The sequence below is a fragment of the Pedobacter anseongensis genome, from assembly GCF_037482965.1.
Lineage (GTDB): Bacteria > Bacteroidota > Bacteroidia > Sphingobacteriales > Sphingobacteriaceae > Pedobacter > Pedobacter anseongensis.
In genome coordinates this window covers 492,128-516,083 of record NZ_JBBHKB010000001.1, presented here as the reverse complement: position 1 = coordinate 516,083, position 23,956 = coordinate 492,128, and the positions used below count along the sequence as shown (strand labels likewise).

General features: G+C 44.4%; 27 protein-coding genes and 1 pseudogene. 27 read left to right on the top strand and 1 reads right to left on the bottom strand.

What is annotated here, in order from left to right; translation table 11 throughout:
* Positions 1-15: 15 nt before the first annotated feature.
* From WG904_RS02440 to WG904_RS02425, 4 genes are all read left to right on the top strand, one after another.
* Positions 16-1,392, top strand: a complete 1,377-nt coding sequence (locus WG904_RS02440; RefSeq protein WP_339577690.1) for a RagB/SusD family nutrient uptake outer membrane protein — start codon at positions 16-18, stop codon at positions 1,390-1,392.
* 6 nt (positions 1,393-1,398) lie between these two features.
* Entirely contained in the window at positions 1,399-2,847 is a 1,449-nt protein-coding gene (locus tag WG904_RS02435; RefSeq protein ID WP_339577689.1) for a TlpA family protein disulfide reductase, read from the top strand.
* Between the two features lie 314 nt (positions 2,848-3,161).
* The gene (locus tag WG904_RS02430; RefSeq protein ID WP_339577688.1) at positions 3,162-4,415 is read left to right on the top strand and encodes an aminotransferase class I/II-fold pyridoxal phosphate-dependent enzyme; all 1,254 of its coding nucleotides are present in this window, start codon (positions 3,162-3,164) and stop codon (positions 4,413-4,415) included.
* Positions 4,416-4,419: 4 nt separating this feature from the next.
* Positions 4,420-6,159 carry a TetR/AcrR family transcriptional regulator gene (locus tag WG904_RS02425; protein WP_339577687.1) on the top strand — a complete coding sequence of 580 codons (1,740 nt, stop codon included), beginning with the start codon at positions 4,420-4,422 and terminating at the stop codon, positions 6,157-6,159.
* A gap of 58 nt (positions 6,160-6,217) precedes the next feature.
* Here WG904_RS02425 and WG904_RS02420 read toward each other — a convergent pair whose 3' ends face one another.
* On the bottom strand, positions 6,218-6,442 hold the full coding sequence (locus WG904_RS02420; RefSeq protein ID WP_339577686.1) for a hypothetical protein: 225 nt from the start codon (positions 6,440-6,442) through the stop codon (positions 6,218-6,220).
* A gap of 379 nt (positions 6,443-6,821) precedes the next feature.
* On the opposite strand from WG904_RS02420, the gene WG904_RS02415 reads away from it, so the two are divergent.
* From WG904_RS02415 to WG904_RS02310, 23 genes and pseudogenes are all read left to right on the top strand, one after another.
* Positions 6,822-7,991 (top strand): hypothetical protein, encoded by a 1,170-nt coding sequence (locus WG904_RS02415; RefSeq protein ID WP_339577685.1) that lies wholly within the window; start codon positions 6,822-6,824, stop codon positions 7,989-7,991.
* Between the two features lie 172 nt (positions 7,992-8,163).
* Positions 8,164-8,442, top strand: a complete 279-nt coding sequence (locus WG904_RS02410; protein ID WP_339577684.1) for a hypothetical protein — start codon at positions 8,164-8,166, stop codon at positions 8,440-8,442.
* A 301-nt stretch (positions 8,443-8,743) separates the two neighbouring features.
* A complete protein-coding gene (locus WG904_RS02405) occupies positions 8,744-9,022 on the top strand; it encodes a hypothetical protein (protein ID WP_339577683.1) in 279 nt (92 codons plus the stop codon).
* A gap of 24 nt (positions 9,023-9,046) precedes the next feature.
* Positions 9,047-9,862: a DUF8464 domain-containing protein gene (locus WG904_RS02400; protein WP_339577682.1), complete on the top strand. Its 816-nt coding sequence runs from the start codon at positions 9,047-9,049 to the stop codon at positions 9,860-9,862.
* Positions 9,863-9,886: 24 nt separating this feature from the next.
* Positions 9,887-10,870 carry a DUF8464 domain-containing protein gene (locus WG904_RS02395; RefSeq protein WP_339577681.1) on the top strand — a complete coding sequence of 328 codons (984 nt, stop codon included), beginning with the start codon at positions 9,887-9,889 and terminating at the stop codon, positions 10,868-10,870.
* A gap of 668 nt (positions 10,871-11,538) precedes the next feature.
* Positions 11,539-11,829: pseudogene (locus WG904_RS19605) on the top strand (DNA cytosine methyltransferase); the annotation flags it as partial.
* On the top strand, positions 11,798-12,499 hold the full coding sequence (locus WG904_RS02390; RefSeq protein WP_431844416.1) for a hypothetical protein: 702 nt from the start codon (positions 11,798-11,800) through the stop codon (positions 12,497-12,499). The pseudogene WG904_RS19605 and the gene WG904_RS02390, both read left to right, overlap by 32 nt.
* A 91-nt stretch (positions 12,500-12,590) precedes the next feature.
* The gene (mobC, locus tag WG904_RS02385; RefSeq protein ID WP_339577679.1) at positions 12,591-12,998 is read left to right on the top strand and encodes a plasmid mobilization relaxosome protein MobC; all 408 of its coding nucleotides are present in this window, start codon (positions 12,591-12,593) and stop codon (positions 12,996-12,998) included.
* Entirely contained in the window at positions 12,995-14,209 is a 1,215-nt protein-coding gene (locus WG904_RS02380) for a relaxase/mobilization nuclease domain-containing protein (RefSeq protein ID WP_339577678.1), read from the top strand. The genes mobC and WG904_RS02380 overlap by 4 nt, the downstream gene beginning before the upstream one ends.
* A 14-nt stretch (positions 14,210-14,223) precedes the next feature.
* Positions 14,224-14,859 carry a ParA family protein gene (locus WG904_RS02375; RefSeq protein ID WP_339577677.1) on the top strand — a complete coding sequence of 212 codons (636 nt, stop codon included), beginning with the start codon at positions 14,224-14,226 and terminating at the stop codon, positions 14,857-14,859.
* Complete coding sequence (locus tag WG904_RS02370; RefSeq protein ID WP_339577676.1) at positions 14,856-15,221, top strand: hypothetical protein; 366 nt, start codon at positions 14,856-14,858, stop codon at positions 15,219-15,221. The genes WG904_RS02375 and WG904_RS02370 overlap by 4 nt, the downstream gene beginning before the upstream one ends.
* The gene (locus tag WG904_RS02365) at positions 15,218-15,547 is read left to right on the top strand and encodes a hypothetical protein (RefSeq protein WP_339577675.1); all 330 of its coding nucleotides are present in this window, start codon (positions 15,218-15,220) and stop codon (positions 15,545-15,547) included. The genes WG904_RS02370 and WG904_RS02365 overlap by 4 nt, the downstream gene beginning before the upstream one ends.
* Positions 15,548-15,553: 6 nt before the next feature.
* Positions 15,554-15,874: a DUF4134 family protein gene (locus WG904_RS02360; RefSeq protein ID WP_339577674.1), complete on the top strand. Its 321-nt coding sequence runs from the start codon at positions 15,554-15,556 to the stop codon at positions 15,872-15,874.
* 42 nt (positions 15,875-15,916) lie between these two features.
* Positions 15,917-16,228, top strand: coding sequence for a DUF4134 domain-containing protein (locus WG904_RS02355; RefSeq protein WP_339577673.1), 312 nt, complete (start codon positions 15,917-15,919; stop codon positions 16,226-16,228).
* Complete coding sequence (locus WG904_RS02350; protein ID WP_339577672.1) at positions 16,228-16,536, top strand: hypothetical protein; 309 nt, start codon at positions 16,228-16,230, stop codon at positions 16,534-16,536. The genes WG904_RS02355 and WG904_RS02350 overlap by 1 nt, the downstream gene beginning before the upstream one ends.
* Positions 16,508-19,006 (top strand): TraG family conjugative transposon ATPase, encoded by a 2,499-nt coding sequence (locus WG904_RS02345; protein ID WP_339577671.1) that lies wholly within the window; start codon positions 16,508-16,510, stop codon positions 19,004-19,006. The genes WG904_RS02350 and WG904_RS02345 overlap by 29 nt, the downstream gene beginning before the upstream one ends.
* Positions 19,003-19,665 carry a hypothetical protein gene (locus tag WG904_RS02340; RefSeq protein WP_339577670.1) on the top strand — a complete coding sequence of 221 codons (663 nt, stop codon included), beginning with the start codon at positions 19,003-19,005 and terminating at the stop codon, positions 19,663-19,665. Before WG904_RS02345 ends, WG904_RS02340 begins: the two co-directional genes overlap by 4 nt.
* On the top strand, positions 19,662-20,315 hold the full coding sequence (locus tag WG904_RS02335; RefSeq protein WP_339577669.1) for a hypothetical protein: 654 nt from the start codon (positions 19,662-19,664) through the stop codon (positions 20,313-20,315). Before WG904_RS02340 ends, WG904_RS02335 begins: the two co-directional genes overlap by 4 nt.
* Positions 20,316-20,318: 3 nt before the next feature.
* The gene (locus tag WG904_RS02330; protein WP_339577668.1) at positions 20,319-20,990 is read left to right on the top strand and encodes a hypothetical protein; all 672 of its coding nucleotides are present in this window, start codon (positions 20,319-20,321) and stop codon (positions 20,988-20,990) included.
* Between the two features lie 4 nt (positions 20,991-20,994).
* Positions 20,995-21,774, top strand: a complete 780-nt coding sequence (locus tag WG904_RS02325; RefSeq protein ID WP_339577667.1) for a hypothetical protein — start codon at positions 20,995-20,997, stop codon at positions 21,772-21,774.
* A gap of 6 nt (positions 21,775-21,780) precedes the next feature.
* Positions 21,781-22,932, top strand: coding sequence for a TraJ family protein (locus WG904_RS02320; protein WP_339577666.1), 1,152 nt, complete (start codon positions 21,781-21,783; stop codon positions 22,930-22,932).
* Complete coding sequence (gene traK / locus WG904_RS02315; RefSeq protein ID WP_339577665.1) at positions 22,932-23,552, top strand: conjugative transposon protein TraK; 621 nt, start codon at positions 22,932-22,934, stop codon at positions 23,550-23,552. The genes WG904_RS02320 and traK overlap by 1 nt, the downstream gene beginning before the upstream one ends.
* The gene (locus tag WG904_RS02310) at positions 23,530-23,955 is read left to right on the top strand and encodes a hypothetical protein (RefSeq protein WP_339577664.1); all 426 of its coding nucleotides are present in this window, start codon (positions 23,530-23,532) and stop codon (positions 23,953-23,955) included. Before traK ends, WG904_RS02310 begins: the two co-directional genes overlap by 23 nt.
* Position 23,956 lies beyond the last annotated feature (1 nt).

Sequence of the window (23,956 nt, the reverse complement as noted above, 5' to 3'; positions counted from 1 at the left end):
AATACATTTAACAAGATGAAAAGGAAAATAATAAATTATAAGACATTGATATTAACAATTTGTCTAATCAGCATATTCGCTGGCTGCAAAAAATATCTTGAAGTTAAGTCGGATGCAAGACTGGTCGTTCCATCTTCATTAAGCGATGTTCAAGGCTTGCTTGATGATGCCACTACGATGAATCTTCGCACATGTCCATCCTTTGGAGATGCATCGAGTGATGACATCTTTTTACCTTTAGCTGGATATAATGCGATTGGTGTAACAGGACAGGAAGCGTATACATGGAGGCCTACCCAGTACCGGTTTGGAAACGACTGGCAAACCGGATACCTCGCAGTGTACAATTGCAATTTATCCTTGGAACTAATGGGTAAAATTGAAAGAACCGGCTCCAATGCGCAGCTTTGGGATAATGCAAAGGGAACAGCATTGTTTTTTAGAGCCTATTATTTCCTTATGCTGACAAGTCAATATGGGCTTGCATACGATGATGCGACCTCTGGAAATGAACTCGGCATTGCGCTTAGAACCGTTTCGGATTTCAATGTGCAATCACGAAGGGCCACTGTTAAAGAATGTTATCAACAGGTTATTGATGATGCTCTATTAGCCTATAATTTATTACCTGATTACCCTCAACATCTTATGAGGCCATCCAAGGGAGCAGTTGCAGCGCTCCTTTCAAGATGTTATCTCTATATGCGAAAATATGATATGGCATTAAAGTATGCGGCAGAGGCATTAAAGTTTAATAACAAGCTAATGAACTTTAACGGTGATACCGATCTTCTCGCATTGACCAGTGCTGTGCCAATAAAAAAATTTAATAAGGAAACGATATGGTATGCAGAACTCTTTATGAGCTTTGGAATTACAAACCTTTCCAGGGCACGGGTTGATTCGACACTTTATTCAAGCTACAACGCCAACGACCTTAGAAAAATAGCATTTTTTAAGGTTGCAGCACCCTACCAACAGTTCAAAGGGAGTTATGCAGCAAGTGCAAGTTTTTGTTTCGGCGGTTTCGCTACAGACGAACTATATCTTACAAGTGCCGAAAGCAAGGCTGCCCTGGGTGACTTATCCGGCGCAATGAACGATCTCAACACATTGATGAAAACTAGGTGGAAAAATACGGTAGCATACGTTCCATTTTCGGCCATTGACAAACAGGATGCACTTATGAAAATCAGAGATGAACGCAGAAAGGAACTTTTACTACGTGGAGTGCGTTTTGGGGATATCAAGAGATATAATAAAGAAGGGATGGGGATAATTCTTAAACGCATAATAGATGGAAAAACTTACACGCTATTGCCAGAATCAAAATATTATGCGCTTCCGCTACCAACAGATATAATAGAAACAAGTGGGATGCCACAAAATTAAAACGAAATGATTAAAGTAATATCTAAAATTGGATTGCTTGTATTGTTTATAACAAACAGTATTGTAAACGCACAGATGCCGACTGCTACTACAGGTCTAAATATTGGTGATGAAGCACCAGATTTTCTGTTCAAAAACGTAAAGAACCTTCCATCCCAGCAGCAAAGCATTTCCGATTTCAAAGGGAAATTATTAATCCTAGATTTTTGGAATACTGGGTGTGGAAGCTGTCTTGGCTCGATGCCAAAAATGGATAGTCTCCAAAGGGCGTTTAAGAACGAGATACAGATTATTCTCATTTCTGAACAGGAATCGATGGCTAAGGTTGAAGCGTTTTTGAAAAACTTTAAAAACGACGAGATTAAGGCTGCAATAGCAAATCTTCCGATGATCTGCGGTGACAGCCGGTGGGGAGAGTTTTTTAAACATCGCTCTGTTCCGCATCATGTATGGATCGCCGATGGTAAAGTCGTGGCAATCACCAACGGATACAACACGAACCAGAAGAACATCGCTGATCATTTAAAGGGTAAATCCGTCCAGATGCAATTAAAGGATGATTTTCTGATAGATAAGTTTCCTGATCTTATATTAAAAACCAGTAAGTTCAAACCAGCTTTTTCGTCTGCTTTTTACCCTTATGTGGCGAATATCAAGAAGGATCTGTTTTTAATTGACAGTGCTAATGGAGTTTTTTCGCGGCGAATTGCTGCGCGCACCCTTTCTCAAATGGCGGAGTTATTTTATTTTCCTAGTCCAATTTATGGCGTGGCCGTACCAAGGTTTCTAGGATATAATCTTTCGCCATTAAACAATAATCGCATTATCTATGAAGGCAAAGTGATGAATAAGCTGCTTTCTCCACGAGATAAATATGTTTTTGATCAGTGGAATAGGAATAATATGTTTATTTATGAGATAACACTTCCATTAAGTGCTATGCCTATGGTACCAGATATTGCAAAAAGAGACGTAAGTAACTATTCGCTAATGAAATACAATATTAGTATAGCGGAACAAGAAATCGAAACCGATTGTTATGTGGTGAAATTTAACGATATCTCAAGGCTTAAAACTAAACATGCAGAAGGAAGTAATGAAGTGGAGTTAGCTAGCGACACCATTCTAAAGGTCATAAATCTGCCTTTTGAAAATATCTATTGGAACTTGGGTCAGCTATTGGAAAATCGAAAGGCTTTTCAAATTGAAAAAATGACGATGAATGATGTGAAAGGCACCTTTCACTTACCTTCTGATACTGTCAATCTGACAGGTTTGCCCTCTTTGCCATTGGTTTTCGATACCGAAAGGATCCTAGGTAATTTTGATTTGGAAATAAGAGGCAATATGCGCAGTTATAAAGAGCTGAAACAGTTATTGGCTTCAAAAGGGATAGATTTGTCGATTAAGAAAAGAAAGATTAAATATTTGGTTTTTAAAGATTTGACTGAGTAATCAAATAATGTATCGATAAGTACTTGCGCAAATAACTTCAAATTATCCTTGGCAATTAGAAACGAAAAGAGTAAGAGATTTGCCTGTATGTAATTGACATTTCGTAAGCAAGCTCACTTGCCGATATTAAGTCAGCTTTCTCCTTCAAGATAATATAAAGGTTTAGGTAATAGTTAATGATGAACATTGGTCGGACGGATGTCCGGCAATGTTTCTTTTAAGTAATCAACAATACCGATAAAATTTACAAATAAACCCTTAATTCCCCACTAAGGGTATAAACCATAACGAACTTGCTTAAAAAACGGATAAGCATGAAAAATATTGATTTTGAAAAAGCAAGTTTTAAGGACTTTGAGAACATCGAGGGGTTAGATCCCTATGGATGGGCAAAACTTTGGGGTGAGTATGTAACTGACCGAAGCAAAAATGGACAGTTTAATTATCGGCAGGAAAATCTTTCAGGGTGTGGCCCAGAGATCGAACTTAACCTGCCAAGTAATCCCCATCGCAATTTTGTGAGTTTGGTGTCGAACGACTATCTCGGTTTTACCCAGCATCCAAAGGTTAAGGCAACGGCTATTGCTGCTATTGAAAAATATGGCTCTGGCGCTGGTGCATCCCCCGCAATTGGCGGCCATTATCTTTTCCATCAGGAAATAGAGAACAAAATTGCCAAATTCTTTAAAAGGGATAGTGCAATTGTTTTCAGTACAGGCTATACGGCAAACAGTTCATCGCTTCAGGCATTGCTAAAAAAGGAAGACCTTGCAATATTAGACATGGCTGTACATGCAAGCGTCTATGAAGGTTGCCTAAATACGAATGTAAAGACTTTTCTGCACAATGATCTGGAGGCTTTGGAAAGGATATTAAAAACTTCAAAGGATAATTACCGTACTCGAATGGTGATTATTGATGGCGTATATTCTCAGGATGGCGATTTGGCACCACTCGATAAGATTATCCAGTTGACGAAACACTACGGAGCCTATTTGGTAGTAGATGATGCACATGGTACGGGTGTAATCGGTGATACAGGCAGGGGTGTTATTGAACTGCACAATCTGTATAAGGAAGTTGACATCATTACCGGAACGTTCAGCAAGACCTTTGCCCATGTTGGCGGCTATTTGGTAGCAAGTCCAGAACTGGTCGGTTTTCTAAAATTTCAGGCAAGACAGCATATTTTTTCCGCTACGCTTTCACCAGCTTCGGCATGTATCTCAAAGGCTATCGATCTGGTAGATGAAGAGCCGATATGGATGCATAAACTCTGGGACAACATTGAATATTTGAAAACCGGACTTGAGTCGTTAGGACTGGATACGGGGATATCACAGTCGGCAATCATACCTGTAAAGATCGGGGACATAAGTTTGAACGCAAAGATTTGCGGATTGCTTTTAGAAGCGGGAATTTATGCCAACCAGATCAATTATCCCGCAGTTTCTAGAAAAGATGCGAGAGTTCGAATGAGCGTAATGGCAACGCACACCCATACTCAACTTGATAAGGTACTGAATGCCTGGGAATGGGTAATCAAAAAAACACACTTGGAGAAATAGCGGTTTGACAAAAAAAAGGCTCAATAAGGTCAGGGATGCGGATGCAACTAAAAGGAAATTTTTGGATGCTATAGGAACGATCTTGACCGAACAGGGGTTTAATGCAATCAGGACAAACAATATAGCGAGGTTGCTTGGAAAGGATAAGAACCTGATCCGATATCATTTTGGCAGTTTGAATGGACTCTTGAAAACCTATATACAGGACAAGGATTACTGGAAGCCTTTTTTTGAGCGTTTTCGATTTTCGGATAATCCGGATGCCAAGGAAATTGAAGCGCTATTTGTCGGGTTAATGCAGGAGAACTTCAAGGTGTTTTCCGCCAGTGAGGAAATGCAGAAGATCATCCATTGGCAGATCTCGGAAGCAAGTGCACTGATGAGGAGCATATCCGATGAAAGGGAAGTTGAAGGCGAAAAGCTACTGAAAATAGCAACGCCCTACTTCAGGGAAAGCGGAGTAAACTTTAAGGCTATCATTGCCCTACTATTGGGAGGAAGCTATTACATGGTCATGCAACATAAAGCCATCAATGGCGTGGTCTGTGGAATTGATCTCAATAGCGAAAAAGACAGGGCCGATATACTGATGGCGATAGAAAAAATAGTGGAATGGTCATGGCGATATGCACAGGAGAACGATAATGATAAAAAACAATCTACCCAAAAGATGAATTACGAATTTGAACACCTCGAAGAATTATCGGAAACCCTGCTTAAAGATCAAGCCGACCCTACAGCGTTTATCAAATTGAAATCAGAACTCAAACGTTTGGAGCGGGTACTGTTAAAACAATTGATGGAGCTATCAAATGAAACGCAGATCAGTAATTTTCTTCAGATCAACTTGTATCGGATGGGCGAAATCTGTGATAGCCATTTCGATCCTAAGAGCGAGGAGAACACAGTGGCGCAAGCAATCCTAGATTTGATGGATCATCTGACCTCACAGGTTGAGCCGTTATTACCCGAAACCCTAAGCCTTCCCAAACTTTTCTGCAAACAACAGTCGTTGATCTATAGCGAAAAATGGCAGTTCCTTAAGAATTGGCTCCAGAAAATTGGAATAGACGAACAGCTTTTACTGATAATGGGAATACCCTTTGATCAGTTTACCTTTGATGGAAAGATGCGCTGGCACAACTATAAGTACCTAAAGAAATATGAAAAGGTGTTCAATGAGATTGGTGAGGAACTTCCAAGGGACAATTACGAGCTGATGCATCTACTGATAGGCCTGGGTTTTAATCATGTCAGGTTTGAGAACTATTGCACCAAGTTGTTTTCTGTTAAAATGGAAGGTCTTGGCGGAGCGGAAGCAAAATCGCTCCTGAAAAGTGAAAGAACAAAGGTGTTCCAGGTCAACCTGCTTACCAAAATGGTATTCGATCAGGATAGAAAACCAGTGGACGAGGCTCTGGCCAAATGGATCGATGCAACTATCAAGGGACTCACCGAACGCCCGCAGGATATCCAGCTAAATCCATTGAAACTGAAAACAAGGTTAACTGCGATGCAATTGGCATTGTTTGAAAAGACACTATATGCTCACGGCTTTTATGATGAGCCCAACCTTGATGTTTTTTCAGAGAAAATTGCCTGTAATTTTTCGACCAAGGGGCAGGATGTACTTTCAGCACCCAGCGTGAAATCAAAAATGTATACTAAGGATATTATGGCAATCAAACCACTGGAACCAATGGTGGCTGCGGTGCTGGAAGACCTCCGCAGTTTTTTAGTATAATAAAAGTTATTAGTTTAGTATAGTTGGGGTCGGGCGGATTAATCTGTCCGGCCTTTTTTTATGGGTCAATTAGGTGTCCCATTTGATTGGCTTCCAAGAATTCTACATATTCGTAGATCAGGTGCTGGTCAAAACCTGGAAGGCTTTGCAGTTGAACCGTCCGGTGTTGTAAAAGGTCTGAAAAATTATGGAAGCCAAGTATTTCTGTTACAGTTTTGAACTCTTTACTTAATTGGCTTTGTGCAATTGGCTTATACAGAATATCAACATTCTCTTGCTTCATAAGATTGGATTGGGCCTGCCATCCCGAAATGCAGGTTTTCTAAAACGATATAGCGCGGGACACAAGTCATATCCGCTCTAGAGGTCCCGCTAAGAACCCGACAAACAAGACAAACTGCGCCCGCGCTCTAGCGCAGACGATCAGTCTATTCTTCCTTGTTTGTCTTTTGAAATTTAGCGGGTTTCTAGAACAAGTCAAATAGCTATCGCTATACAATATTTTAATTGTGGCAAATATAAGCATAAGGTTTTTAAATAAGGGTAGATGTTTCATACATCCACTTTTTCCCTAGGTGGGAAATAAGGTTCTTTGACCTTTACCTGCCGAATGAAAGTATTCCATAAAACTGACTAAAGCAGGGCTTACTTAACCGCATGTTATGATTGTAAAGCCTTTTCGTTTAATACTCTGGGTTGAAGAGAATATTCGGCCAGAACTACTGAATAATCTACCAGAACTGGATAATTATATCCCGTTTCTTCATCAGACATTCGTATCTGGATTAATAAACTTCAGAGAACTAATATTTGAGCAAATGGTGCTTTCAAAAAAGGATGCGGCGCACGGTGTTAGGCAACTTGTGAACATCAGTAATACAATCCAAAGCTATCTCTATCGCAGTAAACCGGCTTGGAAAACAATAGTGTCAAGAACCAAAATAAAATCATTCTATAATTGTCTTCTTTGTTGCTTGGAAAAAATTCTTGAAGAGGTAAAAAAAATATCACCACCATTATATATGGAAATGCCAATAACCAATTATTCGCTTCCTAATGTTAAGGTGGAACTTCAAACGAAATTTATTGAATTTTCAAAATACCTTGATAACGAAGCATTGGATAAAGACCTGAGTATTTTAGTGAAAAAAGCAACACAACTGATGATTCACAAAAAAGAAATTACACCATCCAACGTGACTTATTGCCATCGAATAATGAGCGAAACAATTTGTCTTAAGGAACTTGATACAAATTCAATGTTGTTTTTGCTAATTAAAAATGGATTTAATATACCAGAATTTTACCTCTACTACATTTCTCACCTCAAACAATCATTTGATAATCTCGGTGGTCTCCATGAACAGCTCGAAATGCTAATTATAGAGAAGGACAAACTGAACGAAATACCTGATATTGAAAACCTTCGAATGTTGAAAGGAACAACATCGATAAAAGAACAGCTTTATACTTATCTTGAAGAAAAGGAAAAGCACACCACAAAAATCTTGGAATTAAAACGGTCGGCATTAGAAGATGATCCATTGGTGAAATCATCAAAACGTCTTAAGATTAATCTACCGGTAGCCCAACTAGCTTTATTTATAAGACTTCAATTAGAAAAGGGATTTTTTGATAAAGAAAATATCAGTGGACTATTTAATTTCTTCGCAGAACATTTCTACACCTCCAAAACGAAATTTATATCAGGAGATAGCCTGAGAAAAAAATCGACCGAAGTGGAGTTTAGCACCGCTCAAAAATTAAAATCCCAACTTATCGCAATGTTGAATTGGCTCAACGAGAACCATAACCTATCAAACTACAAATAATCCCCATTGCCCATTCTGGCGCAGATTTGATTGCCAAATCTTCAGAATTATTTCTATTTCCACCTGCTTAGGTGACAACCTTTTGTCGCCCCCTGTCCCTGTTTTGGCCTACCCCATTTTTTTTGCTTTGTCCCAGAAATGATGAAAGAACCAACATTTTAAGGAACGCAAAATGAAGCTGAAAGAACTGGTAATCCTACTAAAAAACGCCGCTGCTACGGGCACTACAAAAGCACTTGCAGAATGCGGTCAATTAGCAGGCCAGATCACAAAGGCCGAAGCCTACCGCTTATATGGGCGGGGCAGTGTTGACCGCTGGATCAGCGAAGGTTTGATAAAACCGTCTGCAACTACCAGTAAAAATCCCTCAAAATGTCTAGACCGGGAAAAAGTGGAAGCTGTCGCAGCATCCAGCAACCGGAACACCTACCTGCCAGTGGCAGAGCGGTAAACCATCATTTCCATTAGGTCTTTGACGTATGGGGATGAAGCATTATTCTGTGTAAACAGGAAATTCTGCGAAAGTGAGGTTAGGTATCCATTGTTACACTGGCATTTTGCCCGCGTGGACAAAAAGATCAAGCACCGAAACTGAAAGCGCATTGGCAGGCGAAAGCCCGGTTCGTAGGAACCGACGTGGGTAGTCCCGAATTTATAAACCGGCAAAAGCGGATTGCTATGGGTTCGTTGCCCATTGCCGGTTCCAGGACACTTGCACCCACTACACTATTACTTTCTTACAATATACTTTCATGAGCAATATCCAACTATCCGGCTATCAGCTGCAAATGCTTTTGCAGGATGCAGCCGAAATGGGCGCACAAATGGCGCTGGCCAAAACAGGCAAGATCAAACCCTACCTGAAAAAATCCGAAGCCTTTCGTCTTTATGGCCGAAGGAACGTAGAAAACTGGATCAGTATCGGGCTTATCACTCCCCGCAAGGACGGCAATCATTCTGCGACCTGGCGGATAGACAGACTGGAAGTAGCGGCCGTCAGTAAATCATTAGATGCCTTGCGCCACCTCTGAAATCTTCATTTAATAATTACGAATATGGTAACTAAAATTACAGAAAACGGTTCCAGTGGCGAACAGGCAACCCTGCATGGACTTTTGTCCAGATTGGGATACCATCCAGCAAAAAGCTCGGGTGAAGAACTACTATACAAGAACGTTCTACATAAGTTCGAAAAGGTACCGACACTTGTCGTAAACAGCCGACTTGGGCTGTGGTTCGACCGATTGACCAAAAAAAGCGGAGACATACTTGATTTTGGTCTAGCCCTGTGGGCCGGACTTTCTCCGCTGGAAGTGTCAGAAAAAATCAATCAGCTCTGTGGGCCATTTAAGGATTCACGCCCGAGGGTCGATAGCCGGCGAACTAGAAAACGAAAGGCCATCAAAATACCTCATTATCATATTGAAGAAATCAAACCACTTGCTGGCAATGCAGAAATCTTAGGATTTCTAAAAAACAAGGGCATTTGGGAAATAGCCATCGGTCAACTTAAAGAGGTCTATTATTATGTTATTGACGAAAAAAAAAGGCGTAAGGATTTTTTTGCTGCCGGATGGGAAAACGAAAACGGTGGATGGGAAGTCAGGGGACGGAATTACTCCAGTTGTCTTGGTCCTAAGGGAATGTCTTTTATACCTGGTCATGAAAACAAGCTGGTCGTTTTCGGCAATTACACTGAATATCTTAATTGGAGGTATGAGTTTAAGACTTCTGATGCCAGTGTGCTTGTATTGAACGATCCCGAGTTTTTAGCTGCCGCCTGCAAGCGCCTATCGAAATTCAAAGATGTAAAAGTTAGGGCAGAAGACCGGCAACTGGCAGATCAGCTCAATGCTGTAATCAATCTTTAATCATCTCCTAAATCAGTTCACTTTATGTCAAAATTTATTGATATATCCGCATTGCAGGAATTTTCCATCGTTGAATTTCTGGCAAGGCTTGGTCACCATCCGGTCCGCAAAACCGGACGCGATCATTTTTACCATAGCATGCTCAGGGAAACTGCACAAAACACGCCCTCGCTCACCGTTTGGGACGAGGCTGGAAAATGGAAAGACTGGGGCGGTGCAAACCAGAGCAATATTTTTGGTGGTGGGATCATCCAACTTGGTATGGCCTATTGGCCGGGAACGCCCTATGTTGAGCTTCTAAATAAGATAAGCGAGGTCTGCAATCTTGATCCTTTACTGATCCCCAATTATCTTCCGCCCGTTAAGTATCCTGTAGAATCCAACCAATTTGATTCTAAGTATGAACTTGTGAGAACAAGTCCTGCAGGCTCTAATTTTATCCTTAGGAACTACCTTCTTTCAAGGGGCATTTTAGATGTAGCAAATGGTTATCTCCATGATATCTATTATCGCCACAAAAATGACCCTGAGGACCACCGCACCTTTTATGCGGTTGGTTGGGAAAACAAAAACCAGGGATGGGAGTTCACTACGGCCAACGGGTTTAAAAGCAGCATTGGAGGAAAAGATATTTCATTAGTTCAGGGTAGCACAAGCCATGTTGCCCTATTCGAGGGCTATATGGATTTTCTGAGCTGGCTGAAAATGCACCAGCCTGCAGTTATGCCAACTGTAGTCGTACTCAATTCAATTACGCAGTTATCCAGTGCCATCAAGCTTGTCAAGGAATTTCCTGTTGTCGATGTATATTTCGATAACGATGCACCCGGCCGAAAATGTACAGGAGAGCTGATCGGGAAAGTACCGAATGCTACAGACCGTTCCGGGGAATACCTCGGCCACAAAGATTACAACGAAAAGCTGATGCACGAAATGAAAAATGAACGCGTCCAAAAATTAGAAACACCCGAAGAAATGTCAAACCATAAAACTGGCCGTAGCAGGTAATACAGTTATTCAATTATCTGTTCATACCTATATCCATATATACAGTTAATCAACACTTTGGATAGTCAGCTAACTCTCTATATGTATAGTCGTATATAGATATATCCCAATGTATGGATATCACAATATGCAGTTATTTACTTATACTTCTAGCTGTATGTTCAGTTAAATTTAGACTGTATATAATATATTGGGATAGATACCTTTTCAAATGTTTATATGGACAGCTGGCTCTATAACTATCTAATCAGATAAATGCATATAATATATACACTATCTGTTTATGCAGAAGGTCGTATCATTTGCTCAACCACATATCGGCGGAACCCCTATTCTCTTGCCAAAAGCAATACTGCAGTTTTTTGTTTTGTTTTCTGCAAGTTGTGTTTTTGTCCGTACAGCCCGCCTTTGGCTGGGCTGACGTACAAAAACGAACTTGCCTCGCCCTGCTAACCCCGATGGGGAAAGCTTGGGTGAGGAAATAAAAAAGCTCGCAACTCCCTTTTTTCCGGCAAAGCGCTCATATCACCGCAATTGGGCAATCGCCCGGTCAATTTTTAAACTTAAACTTTATATTATGCCTTTATGCAATCATTTGATGACCAATGTCATCAGGGATTCTCCATGCCATTTTTTTCGAGACCCCTGTTTATTAAAACGCATCGCCTATGCTTAGACACGGCAGCTTATTCAGCGGTATCGGCGGTTTTGATATCGCCGCTACCTGGATGGGATGGCAGAATGTTTTCTCCTGTGAAAGGAACCCGTTCTGCCAAACTATATTGAAACATTACTGGCCAAACTCCCACCATTATGACGACATCTTTCAATTCAGTGCAGCTCAGTTTAGAGGAGGCGTTGACATCATCAGCGGAGGATTTCCCTGCCAGCCATTCAGCCAGGCCGGAAAGCGGAAGGGCAAAGCGGATGACCGTTACCTCTTCCCAGAGGCTTGCCGAATTATTACAGAAGCACGGCCCGAGTGGATCGTTCTTGAAAACGTTGCTGGACTGTTCAGTATTCTCGAACCAGACAGTCTATCTGAAATGGAAATCAAAGCGGTTGAGCTTTTTTGTCAGGACGACCATCAGCAGGCGGACAGCACAATCGTCCGACTCCAGCGAAGGGTTATCGGAAGCATCATTTCAGAGATCAGTGCCGCAGGATATGTACTACCGCAACTTGAAGACGGCACACCAGTCGTTCTGTGTATTCCGGCTGCTGCCCTCAACGCCCCGCACCAAAGGGACCGGGTCTGGTTTGTTGCCCACGCCAACAGCGACAGAGATGAGCAACAACTCGGCAACACTTTCCGAGGTAATGGAACAGCGGCAGCTCGGCGACCGCAAGAACGACAAGGGCAACGGAGGGCAGGTTTCCCTAACGGATTTTCTGGTCTACTACACGCTTCTGGACCAGTCGAATGCTTACATTCCGAGACAGGAATTTACGCCAGTCTCCATATTGGAACGCCTGAAAATCCGGTTGCCCAAAGCGGAACAGATTGGCAAAACCAAGTTCCCGGCTGGGAAGAGTGGCCAGCTGAACCCCCGTTTTGTGGCGGAGATGATGGGCTTCCCTCCGAACTGGACGGAATTGCCTTTCCTGCCTGGCGTGCAGAAAGCGTAAAAGCCTATGGCAACGCCATAGTCCCACAGGTTGCCCTAGAAATATTCCGTGCCATTCAGTCCGTGAGCCAAGGGACATAAATTCATCTCTTATGGGAAACAGCCATCCGGCAAGAGAAAGGACTCTCGCACCTAAGATACGCCGCTTCGAATTAAGGCTGAGTGAGCAGGAGCTGATGCAGTTCCTTGAGATGGAAAAATCACTGGGTATCAGCCGATCTGATATCGTACGCATCAGGGTATTAAAAAATGCCGACAATATGCTTACCAATACAAAAGAGCTGATGAAAAAGCTGGATGGCATCGGATCCGAGCTCGGCCGTTCCGGTAATAACATCAACCAGCTCGCCAAGCATGCAAACATACTTCAGAAACAAGGCTTGCTTAGCCAGAGCGTGGCCACGGAATTCACCAGTTTGCTGGGAGGTTATATTACAGTTCAACAGGAACTCGAAAAGAACATCCGGCAGATCATCCGCCTAATGAAAGGTCAATTATGATAGTCAAAATTCTGCCTCCTTCTGCCACCTTTAAGGGTGTGAATTACAACACGAACAAAATAGAGAACGACAAGGGCGAACTGATGAAAGTTGAAAATTTTGGCGTATTACAGGCTTTTGAACACTTGAGGCCACAAGACTATATCAATTATTTAGAGGCACGGTCAAAAACAAGTGCCCGTATCAAGTTTCCGCAATTCCATGCGGTAATCTCCTGCAAGGGAAAGTCGCACAGCAAAGAGCAGCTTACAGATTTGGCAACCGAATGGCTTAGGGGAATGGGGTATGGCAACCAGCCGTATCTATTGGTTTTTCACAAGGATACAGCCAATAACCACATCCATATGGTATCTACCCGCATCGATGAGAATGGCAAAAAGATCAATGACAGCTATGAGAAGATACGCGCCTACCAAGTTTTGAACCAGGTGATGGGCGCTGATGAAAAACAGCAGCTCAGCAACGATATAGACAATGCCCTCGGCTACGATATTTCTACCCGCGCCCAGTTTATGATGCTACTGGAATGCCAGGGCTACTCCCTAAAACTTGACGGTAATCAATACCAGGTTTTCAAATTTGGCAAACTGCAGGGAGAAATTGAAACCGCCAAAATAGATGTCCAAACCGCTCAGTATCAAAAAAACATTGATCGGCTGTTGCAATTGCGGGCTATTACCGAAAAGTACAGGATCAGCCATAACCCGAGCGCAATTCCCGTAACGCAGCTGCCGGTCGGAGGAAAATCAGCTAAATCTCCTAGCTATACCTCGGAACTCGCCGATCTACTAGCTTCGAAGTTCGGATTGCAGGTGCTTTTTCACGGGAAACCGGGAAAGCCGCCGTACGGCTATACCCTGATAGACCATGCAAAAAAGGCCGTCTATAAAGGCAGTGAACTGATGCCGATAGCGGAATTTATCGGTACACAAAAAAGCAGCACCAGCGGTCCGGTGCATCCCATTACCGAAATTGTTGAGCCTGAAACTACGATAAGCCCACCGGGCCGAAGTGAAGCTGGCGACAAGGTTTACCCCGATCTTCCTCCCGGAAGGGACCAGCCTACCGAAGTTTCCCTATCCTCCGAAAGTCCGGTTTCTGCTACATGGCTGCCAGAGATCAATTTGGAAATAGCCGATGACATTGACGATGAGGCCATACTTGGTCGCAACCGGCAGCGCAAGCGCAAGGCCAGAACGAACACACGCTAAAAAAATCTACTATTATGGTCATACTCATTGGAAACCAAAAAGGCGGCGCTGGAAAAAGCACGCTTACCCTGCTATTCGCAAACTATCTGACCCAGATCAAACAGCGGAAAGTAACTGTTTTGGACATGGACTACCAGCAATCCCTTGCCTCAAAAGCTGAAAAGGCAAAGATCCTGGAAAACGAACCTTTGTACGAAGTAGTGCCTGCCGACCTGAAACATTTTCCCTCCCTTCATAGTGCGCTCAGCAACAGGTCTGGAGAGCTTATCTTGATAGACCTTCCCGGCAAAATGGATGACGACGGACTGTTGCCGCTGTTCGCAGCAGCTGACTTGGTGCTCTGCCCTTTTTCCTACGACGAGTTTTCGGTGGATTCAACCGTGCTTTTTGCAATGGTATTGCGGAAGATCAACAATAATGCTCCATTCATCTTCATTCCAAACCGCATCAAGAACACCGTAAAATATGAGACTCGGGCCGAAATAGAAAATGTAATGCAGCGATTCGGGGTGATCGCCCCAGGCCTTGCTGACCGGGTGGATTTTCAGCGCATCAGTACCTTTCAAACCCCATTGATACTTTATCCCGTTGTTCTGCCACTGCTCGACCTGATCTATGGTCAGTACCTTGATTGGGAGGAACAAAGATGACGGACATCAGATCACTGGCCGACGAACTGAGGGAAACCATAAAAAAAGACGGCAACCCAGGGCAGAACGATCTGGCCAAAACAAAGGCGGGCAAAAAAAATGCCATTACAAAATCTTCTAAAAAACCAGCGGATCCATCGCTCGAAAACCTGTTTGAAAGTATACTTGCCTTTGAACTTAAAGGCAGGGAGAAACTTTTGATACGCCTTGATGACCGCACGATATTCCTGTTGAAGCAGCTTAAAATCGCGAAGTCCATTGATATGAACAAGCTGATCGCCTATTGCCTGCAGGATTTTCTCCATCGGCATCCCGAACTTATCCAATACGTTAAAGAAAACATCAAAACTATAGAATTATGAACTGGACACAATTTCTGCTCAGCCTCGCTGCTGTTTACTGTCTGTATTATTTGCTAAATGTACTTTTCGACCTCCTAAGGTCAAGGGAGCAGCCTGCCTCCGAGGCAGGCCAGGAAGAGCTTATATTTTCCGAAGAACACCAGCCCACGCGAATTAGCTCCGATGGAACAGCTACAAGCTTAGCTAAAGCAGCTGCTCCTGAAGTTGAAAGCAGGCAGTCTATTTCTTCAGGTCAGCTGCAAAGCACTGGCGGGGTCAGCCTAAAACAGCTTTTCTCACTTGCGCAGTCCGATCTGATCGAGTACACCAAAGCCATCCCTTACTAGACGCCGATGAAACTCATGCCCCCTCTTCTAAAGACAACTCCGGTTGTCTTTTTTTTTGCCCTGCCATTTCTGGGCTTCGCCCAGACGCCGCCCGGGATCGGTGAATTTTACCAGGTTAGCGGGGAAATGCACCGCTGGTATTTCAGCCTTTCTGATATGGTGCTTGTGCTAGGTGCCATCAGTGGCATTTTGGGCGGCCTTCGGGTCTATGCCAACTGGCAATCCGGGAAACATCACATAGATGCCCAGGTCATGGGCTGGTTTTTTTCCTGCCTGTTCCTGTCAGTCATCGGGGCGGCGCTCAAAGCCCTCTTCGGGGTGCATTAAAACAGCCTATCAATTTTTATTCACTTTTTAATTTCTTAATCCATGACAGTAAAAAACAAAAAACTGTTCGCAATCGCTGCATTTTCCATTCTGGCAGCTCAATCTTCATTCGCCCAGGGCGGCGGTTCAACCGGGATCAATGCCGCTACCTCTTCACTGACAAGTTATGTAGATCCTGTGTCAACGTTGATCCTTGCCATCGGTGCGGTGGTCGGACTGATCGGCGGGGTCCGAGTGTACATCAAATGGAATGCGGGAGATCAGGACATCAACAAGGAACTAATGAGCTGGGGCGGTTCCTGCCTTTTTCTGGTTCTCGTATCTGTGGTCATCAAGGCATTTTTCGGCGTTTAATGACCACGAAGTATTCAATCTATAAGGGGCTTCAAAAGCCCCTTATCTACCGCGGTTTCAAGGGAAAGTTCATTTACTGGGGAATCGGCTCCCTGGCCGGTGGCCTCATTTTGGGTGGCCTGATCGGAGCACTCACCAGTATGTACCTTGGAGGTTTTCTGACCATTGCCCTGATCTGCTCGGGCCTTGGTTACACCTATTTCCGCCAAAAGGACGGCCTGCACGCCAAAACCCGCAACTCGGGGATCATTATCCATCCAGTCCATTTAAAGATAAATCATGCAACGAGAAAGAAAAACGGCATTTAGAATGCCTTATGCTGGGATCGATACCTATAACGGGCTGAACCTCCTGTATGGTGACAAGGGCGATTTCTCCGTGATCCTGCACATCACCAATCCCGTGCTCCAATATGGTGCCGACCCCGACGCCTATTCAGCCTACCAAAGCCTTTTGCTGAACATCATCAAGATTTTGGGAGAAGGGCATATCATCCAAAAGCAGGATGTATTCATCCGCAAAAAATATAAAGGTGCAGCTTCAGGGGAATTTCTCGAGCAAAAGTATCATGCACATTTTGAAGGTCGGGAATACACCGAAATAAAAACCTACCTGGTCATCACCCGACAGACTGGCCGTGGTACCTTTTACACCTTTGATAAAAAGGTGCTCGCCGACTTCTACCAGAATACGGCGAAGCTTTCAGACCTGCTTGGCAATGCGGGATTTAATCCGCGCTACCTGAACGAGGCCGAGATTAACCGCTACGTAATCAAGGTGCTCAGCATGGAATTTGCCGCTCCCAATATTGTACTTAACAATATGCGGTGCGGGGACGAACAGATGAACCTGGGGAATCTGGCTATCCGCTGCCTTAGCCTGGTCAATACCGATTCCATTGACCTACCAGAAAAGGTCGGCCCCTATATCGAAAAGCAGGATAATAAGGGAATGCGGGATTTTCCCGTTGACAACCTTTCCTTTTTGCATCAGGTTCCAGGGTACCGGGTTATCATCTATAACCAACTGCTGGAAATACCCGCCCAGCAGATGACGCTCAACAAACTGGAACTGAAACGCAAGCGCCATTCTGGTGTTCCCGATCCGGCCAACTTGATCTGCGTGGAAGATATTGACCTGCTGCTGGTCGATGTGGCCCGAGAAAACCAGCTTCTTGTCAACGCGCATTATTCCATGGTCATCTGCGCCGAAGAAGAACAGATCAGAAAGGCAACCAATTACATAGAGGCGGCACTTTTCCAGCAGGGAATTATTCCATCACGAAATGCCTACAACCAATTGGAACTGTTCCGCTGTGCACTGCCCGGCAATGGCGTAGAACTGAAAAAATACGACTGGTTTCTCACCACAGCAGATGCCGCGCTATGTTTCTTCTTTAAGGAATCCCTTTTAACGGACGAAGCCTCAGATTTTCTGGTACGGTTCACCGACCGCCAGGGCATCCCCGTAGGGATCGATCTCTCGGATCTGCCCATGCGTTCTGGGCGCATTAACGCTCGGAATCGGTTTTGTTTAGGTCCATCTGGATCTGGAAAATCGTTCCTGATAAATTCTCTGGTTGAGCAGTACATGCAGTACAATATGGATGTGGTTATCGTGGACACTGGGCATTCCTACTCCGGCCTATGTGCCTACTATCAGGGAAAGTACATTACCTGGTCAGATGATAGACCAATCACCATGAACCCCTTTGCCATTGATGAAAGTGAATACAATATTGAGAAAAAGGACTTTTTATGTACACTCATCAGCCTGCTGTGGAAAGGTGCGGAAGGGACGGTGAGCACAGTGGAAAGGGACGTTATCTCTAGCCTTATCTCATCATACTACGGCCGATATTTTAATGCCGATAGGCAAAGGGAAGAGATGCCACAACTGAATTTCAATTCATTTTATGAGTTTGCCCTAAAGAAAATCCCACAGATCAAAAGCGAGGAACAGATACCCTTTGACCTGGACGAATTCCGTTATGTCCTAAAAAAATTTTATTTGGATGGTGAATTCGGCAGCATCCTTAATGAACCTGCCGACCAGTCGCTGTTTTCCGAGCGTTTTATTGTCTTTGAAATAGACAACGTGAAAGAAAATAAGACCCTGTTTCCGATTGTCACCCTGATCATCATGGATGTTTTTATCCAAAAGATGCGCCACAGGGCATCCCAGCGCAAAGCCCTGATCATCGAGGAAGCATGGAAGGCGATTGCATCACCGTTAATGGCAGGGTACATTCTGTACCTCTATAAAACCGTTCGCAAATTTTGGGGCGAGGCCATCGTAGTGACCCAGGAACTGGCCGATATCATTGGGAATGCCGTTGTAAAAGATAGCATCCTGAGCAATTCCGATACCATATTTCTGCTTGACCAGAGCAAGTTCAAGGAGAACTATAAGGAGATTGCACAACTATTGTCCATTACCGAAACCGAGCAGAAAAAGATATTTACCATCAATAAGCTTGATAACAAAGAAGGACGCGGACGCTTCAAAGAGGTGTATATACGCCGGGGCACGGTTGGGGAAGTCTACGGCGTAGAAAATTCAATCTATCAGTATCTCACCTACACTACCGAAAAACCAGAAAAGGCCGCCGTGGAAATATATGCAAACACATATGGGACCTACCAGAAGGGCCTAGAAGTCTTTGTGTCCGACCTTGAAAAAAGCGGACTGCCACTGGAAGCTTTTGTCCGCAAGGTCAATTGCAACGGCTCGCCCTATAATAGTTCAATAGAATATTTTAAACCCGATTTTAAATGAGAAGAATACTTTTTACAGCTGCGCTTTGGTTTTCCTTAAGCCCAGTTTTTGCCCAGATTTATATTGATCCTACAACAGCCGGTGCCATGGCCGCCCACTCTGGGGTGATCAACGGGCAGCTAAATAGGACAAATGATAACCTTACACTTATACAGCGAGGGCAGTTGGCTGTAACAGGCCAGTTGGTCATTGTCAACGATCTGCAGCAGCAGATCTATCGCGGACTTAGCGAAGTATCCGGAGCAGTGCGTTCGCTACTTGCCATCCAAGATATTGCAGAGATCAGTATGGATATCGTTGAAGATGTAAACAGGGCCGTTTCACTTGCCCAAAGCAACCCCGCACTGCTTTTGTTTGCAGAGGGTGGCGCACGAGAGTTCAAGCGAAGGGGAACTGCGCTTGCCACGGAGGTAAGCTCATTTGTATTGCAGGGAGGCGTAAATAACCTGATGGATTCGGGCGAACGGGCCAAATTGCTCAATAGGATCAGGACCGAGCTGATGATACTAAGAGGTGTCGCCTACGGTATGCAACGCACGATGTTCTGGGCAAAACAGCGCGGAATACTGAATTCCCTGAACCCATATGCCGGTTATATCAATATCGATGTGAAGATCGCAGATGACATTATCAGAAACGCTAAATACTTAAAAAAATGAGAGCAATAATTTTTATATGCTGTTTGCTTTTGGTCCTGCACCAAAAGTCATTTGGCCAGCTCAACGTGGAACTGATCCATCAACTGGTTTCAGAGAGCAAAAGCGAACACAGCAGACAGAATGAGGCAAAGAATAAGCAGGCGATTGCCTCCGCCAATGAAGAGGTCAATAGGGCACAGATGGGCAAGCTGAAGATAAAGTACCGAGAACTGCAACAACGTTTTCATACCGTGGGGCTGGCTATCGATGCGGCGCAGATCGGACTTGAAGCTAGCCCGGTCGTCTCGGAGATCATCCGGCAGCAAAATATAATTTACCAATTGGCAAATGATAATCCTATCCTGATCGCGCTTGCTTTTCAGACCGAAAAAGACCTGGCGGACCGCGCTAGGATGCTGGCAAATTACATAGCTGGCCTAGCGTTAAGCATTGGCGATATCAACCAGATGAAGGCGAGCGACCGCAAAATTCTTTTTTCGCACGCATTGACCGAACTCAGGCTGATCGAGGGCGCGAGCAAAGGACTGGCGGTAGTTATGTTACAGGCAAGCTACAAACGATCCATTGATCCATTCGCTGATTTCGTGAACCAGGATAGACAGCTTGTCGATGATATAATCCGCAACGCAGCCATCCTTAAAAATCCATAATACATGAGGTATAAGATATTAATAACCGCCATTCTCTTGCTTTTTACCGTAAGAGGCTTAAGAGCGCAGTCCGTGGTCTTTGATCCCGGACATTTTGCAATTGTCAATGAAAATGGTGCCGTCCGTCTGGCTGCCGAAAATACCCATAACAACTATCTGAATACCATTCGCAATGGGCTGGACGATATCAACCTGAATGTCAGTTCGGTGGTATTGGTCCAGACCCTCATTCATAATTCCCTTACCCAGGTCAATCAGGCCCTTAAGAGTGGGATCGCCGCTGCCCAGATAATCCAGATAAGTTCCGAGATCGTCCAAGAAAGCAACACAATGATTGCAATTGCAAGCTCTGAGCCTTACCTGCTCCTTTTCGCCGAGGATGTGGCCCGCCAGATGAAATCCAGAGGGATAAACCTGGTCAGTGAAGTATCGGCCTTTGTTCTTAAGGAAGGGAGCAACGTACTGATGGATTATGAGAAGAGGGATGCGCTGTTGCGCAAGATTATTCTGGAGCTGAAAGTTATGCGTGCACTATGCTACAGCATGGGCAAGTCTATGTACTGGGCCAAAGTAAACGGCGTACTTAAAACAGCCAACCCCTATCGGAATTTTGTCAATCAAGATGCCCGGATGGCAGATGATATAATCCGCAATTATCAACTTTTAAAAGAATAAAAAGATGAAGAAATACCTTTTAATCGCTTTGCTCAGCCTGCTAACCTTGGCAGTATCCGCCCAGCGTATCATTCGTGACAAGCATATCGTCAATCAGCAGGAACGCATGGTGTTCAAGCAATGGAGCAAGAGCAAGTTTACCCCGACAAGCGGGTTTTTGGGTCTGAACCCAAACTATCTGCTAACCTGGGCATGGCATCCTGATTACCCCAAAAATGACCTGCGCCCTTTGGGGCCTGTCGGGCCTCAGACCCAAAGGCTGGCTTTTGCGGCCGCAATGCAGAATACCGAAAATGCCTATAAGCTCCATGCCGATACCCTAAAAAATACCGCTGTAACCGAAGCCGTTAACTATTCTGCCATCTTTTCCACTGCCGATCCCTTATGGATGCTGTATTACAGGCACGAATTTGAACCGTTGCTAGACCAGCAGGATGAAGAGCTGTTATCAAATGTTCCAACAAAGGAAAGAGACTATCTCGTCCGAACGGGAGTATACAACTGGTTCCTCGAAGAATCCGCTGGCATCAGGGAACGCCTCGACGGAGCCATGAACACCACGGTGGACCGCGGCTCCAGGATTTTGGCCTATCACCGCCTGTTTTTGGAATACCGAAAATTGAATACCTCTTGGGAAGCCAAAAAACAGTATGCCAGAAAATTCCTCTCGCTGAGCGAATCGGCCAGCAAGATGAAGTCCAGGCAACAGCCCATTGTCCAAAGCCAAGGCTACCGTACCGATCAACAGATCGCAGATGATATCCTTCGCAAATCAAAACTTTAGATCAACATGATGAACATAATCAATTCACTGACCGGCACCGCCGGTTTTAAGAACGTTCTCTTTGTGCAATCAGGTCCCGGTGATGTGCCGGATTCCTTTAAAAAGACCTTTAATTTTTTGCAGGGCAACGGTGTGTACGAGGAGGGTATGATGCATTTTCTCAAAGCGATGAAAAATACCATATGGACACATTACGATGCCTTTATTGCCGATGCACAGGCATTATCCGCAATTTTTATGCTCATTTTTTTCGCCGTCAAATCCTACGAAATGATGTCCGGAGATAAAAAAATGGAGATCATGCCCTTGCTCCGACCTTTCGGGCTGGTGATGGTCATTCTCTGGTGGTCTACTTTTACTAGGGTGGTCGCCTATCCGACCGATCTTGTCGCAAATAAGACCGAGCTCATGTTCAACGATAGCCAGACAGAGGTCAATAACCTGCGCATGGAACGTGCCCAGCTTATGGTGCAGGTAGCCGATCAACTGCTGACCGTTCAGGCGCAGACCGAAACCGCAAAACAGGAAGCTGATACCTGGTATGAAAATGCCTGGGAATCTGTCAAGTCTACGGTCAAAGAAGGCTTTGCCGAGGTATGGAATCCGATCGTGGAACTGCGCAACCGCATGCAGGTCGGACTTCAACTACTGGCCAGCTCGATCCTTGAAACACTGGCGCTTTGGATACTTCGTATCTGCGTGTATATCATCTTTATCATACAGATTATTTTTTCTACCATACTAATCATACTCGGACCGTTTTCCGTTGCCATCAGCATCCTTCCCGCGTTCAGGGACAGCTTTAGTACCTGGGTTGCCCGTTTTATTTCGGTCAACCTTTACACAGGCATCGGTTTTTTGGTACTTTATGTCGCCAGTCTTTTCCAGCATTATGCAATGGAAGCAGAGATCAGCCGATATAAAGAACTGGTCGGCACATCCGGTGAAAGCCTAGAAAAGCTGGGCTGGTTCGCAGGTAACGGCCTGCTTTCTTTCGGTATCGTAATCGTGACCTTTTTGATCGGCGGGCTGACCATGCTGACCGTTCCCAGCATCAGCACCTGGATAGTATCTACCTCAGGTATCAGTTCCGCTGCATCCACGATGGGGCGCGGTGCTTCCAATATGTCCAGGTTGCTCACCAAAATGATAAAATAATGATTATCAAAAACATAGAGGCCAAAGTGCGCCTCGCCACTTTTTTATCTGCCGGGAGTTTTGTTATGGCCGGGACCATCGTATTGATCGTTTCCTTTTTTGCCTATCGCCAAGTTTCCGATGCCCGCAGAAGCGTATATGTACTGGACGCGAACAGCGTACCGTTACTGGCAAGGCAGACCAACCTGCAGATGAACCGTGCCGCTGAATACCGCTCGCATGTCAATCTTTTCCACAGCCTGTTTTTTTCGCTGACCCCTGACGATAAGTACATCGAATACCAGATGAAAAAGGCGATGTACCTGGTTGACGAGAGCGGAGCATTACAGTATAATAACCTCAAAGAGAAAGGCTTTTTCAATTCTATCCTTTCTTCCAGCGCGGTGCTGACCCTTCAGACCGATTCCATCTTTATCGATGATGTGCGAAAATATTTCCGCTATTATGGCCGGCAGAAAATAGACCGCCGTAGCTCTACCATCATCCGCTCGCTGGTAACAGAGGGATATCTGAAAGACCTTGAAATCCGCTCGGACAACAACCCCCATGCGGTGCTCATTACCCGCTGGAAAACATTGGAAAATAAAGACCTCGAAAATGTACAGAAAAACTCATTTTAAAACCCGCCCTGATCTATACAAGGAACTCGGCAAAGAGTTCGGAAGCTATTTTCGTCAGATTGGAGCTTTTTGGAAGGGTATCAGTGCCAGGTATCCCGCGCAGATATTTGCGGTCATGGTAACCAGTATCCTGCTTTCGGGCATACTTGCCTTTACCGTTATGAGGGTTAAGGTTGCAAGGCCCCTACCGTCGATCAATGGTTCCGGTTCGGATATGTCACAGGGACTAGGCAAGATCGTCGGCGCTGGGCAGGCACTTAAAAAAGTACTTGACCTGCAAAACCAGATCAATACCGTGCTGCATAAGGACAGCCTCACGGCAAAGGACAGCCTGCTTGTCAAAAATGCAATCCGGCAGCTGGAAAACATCCATCACGAGCTCAATACAAAATCAAACCATTAAT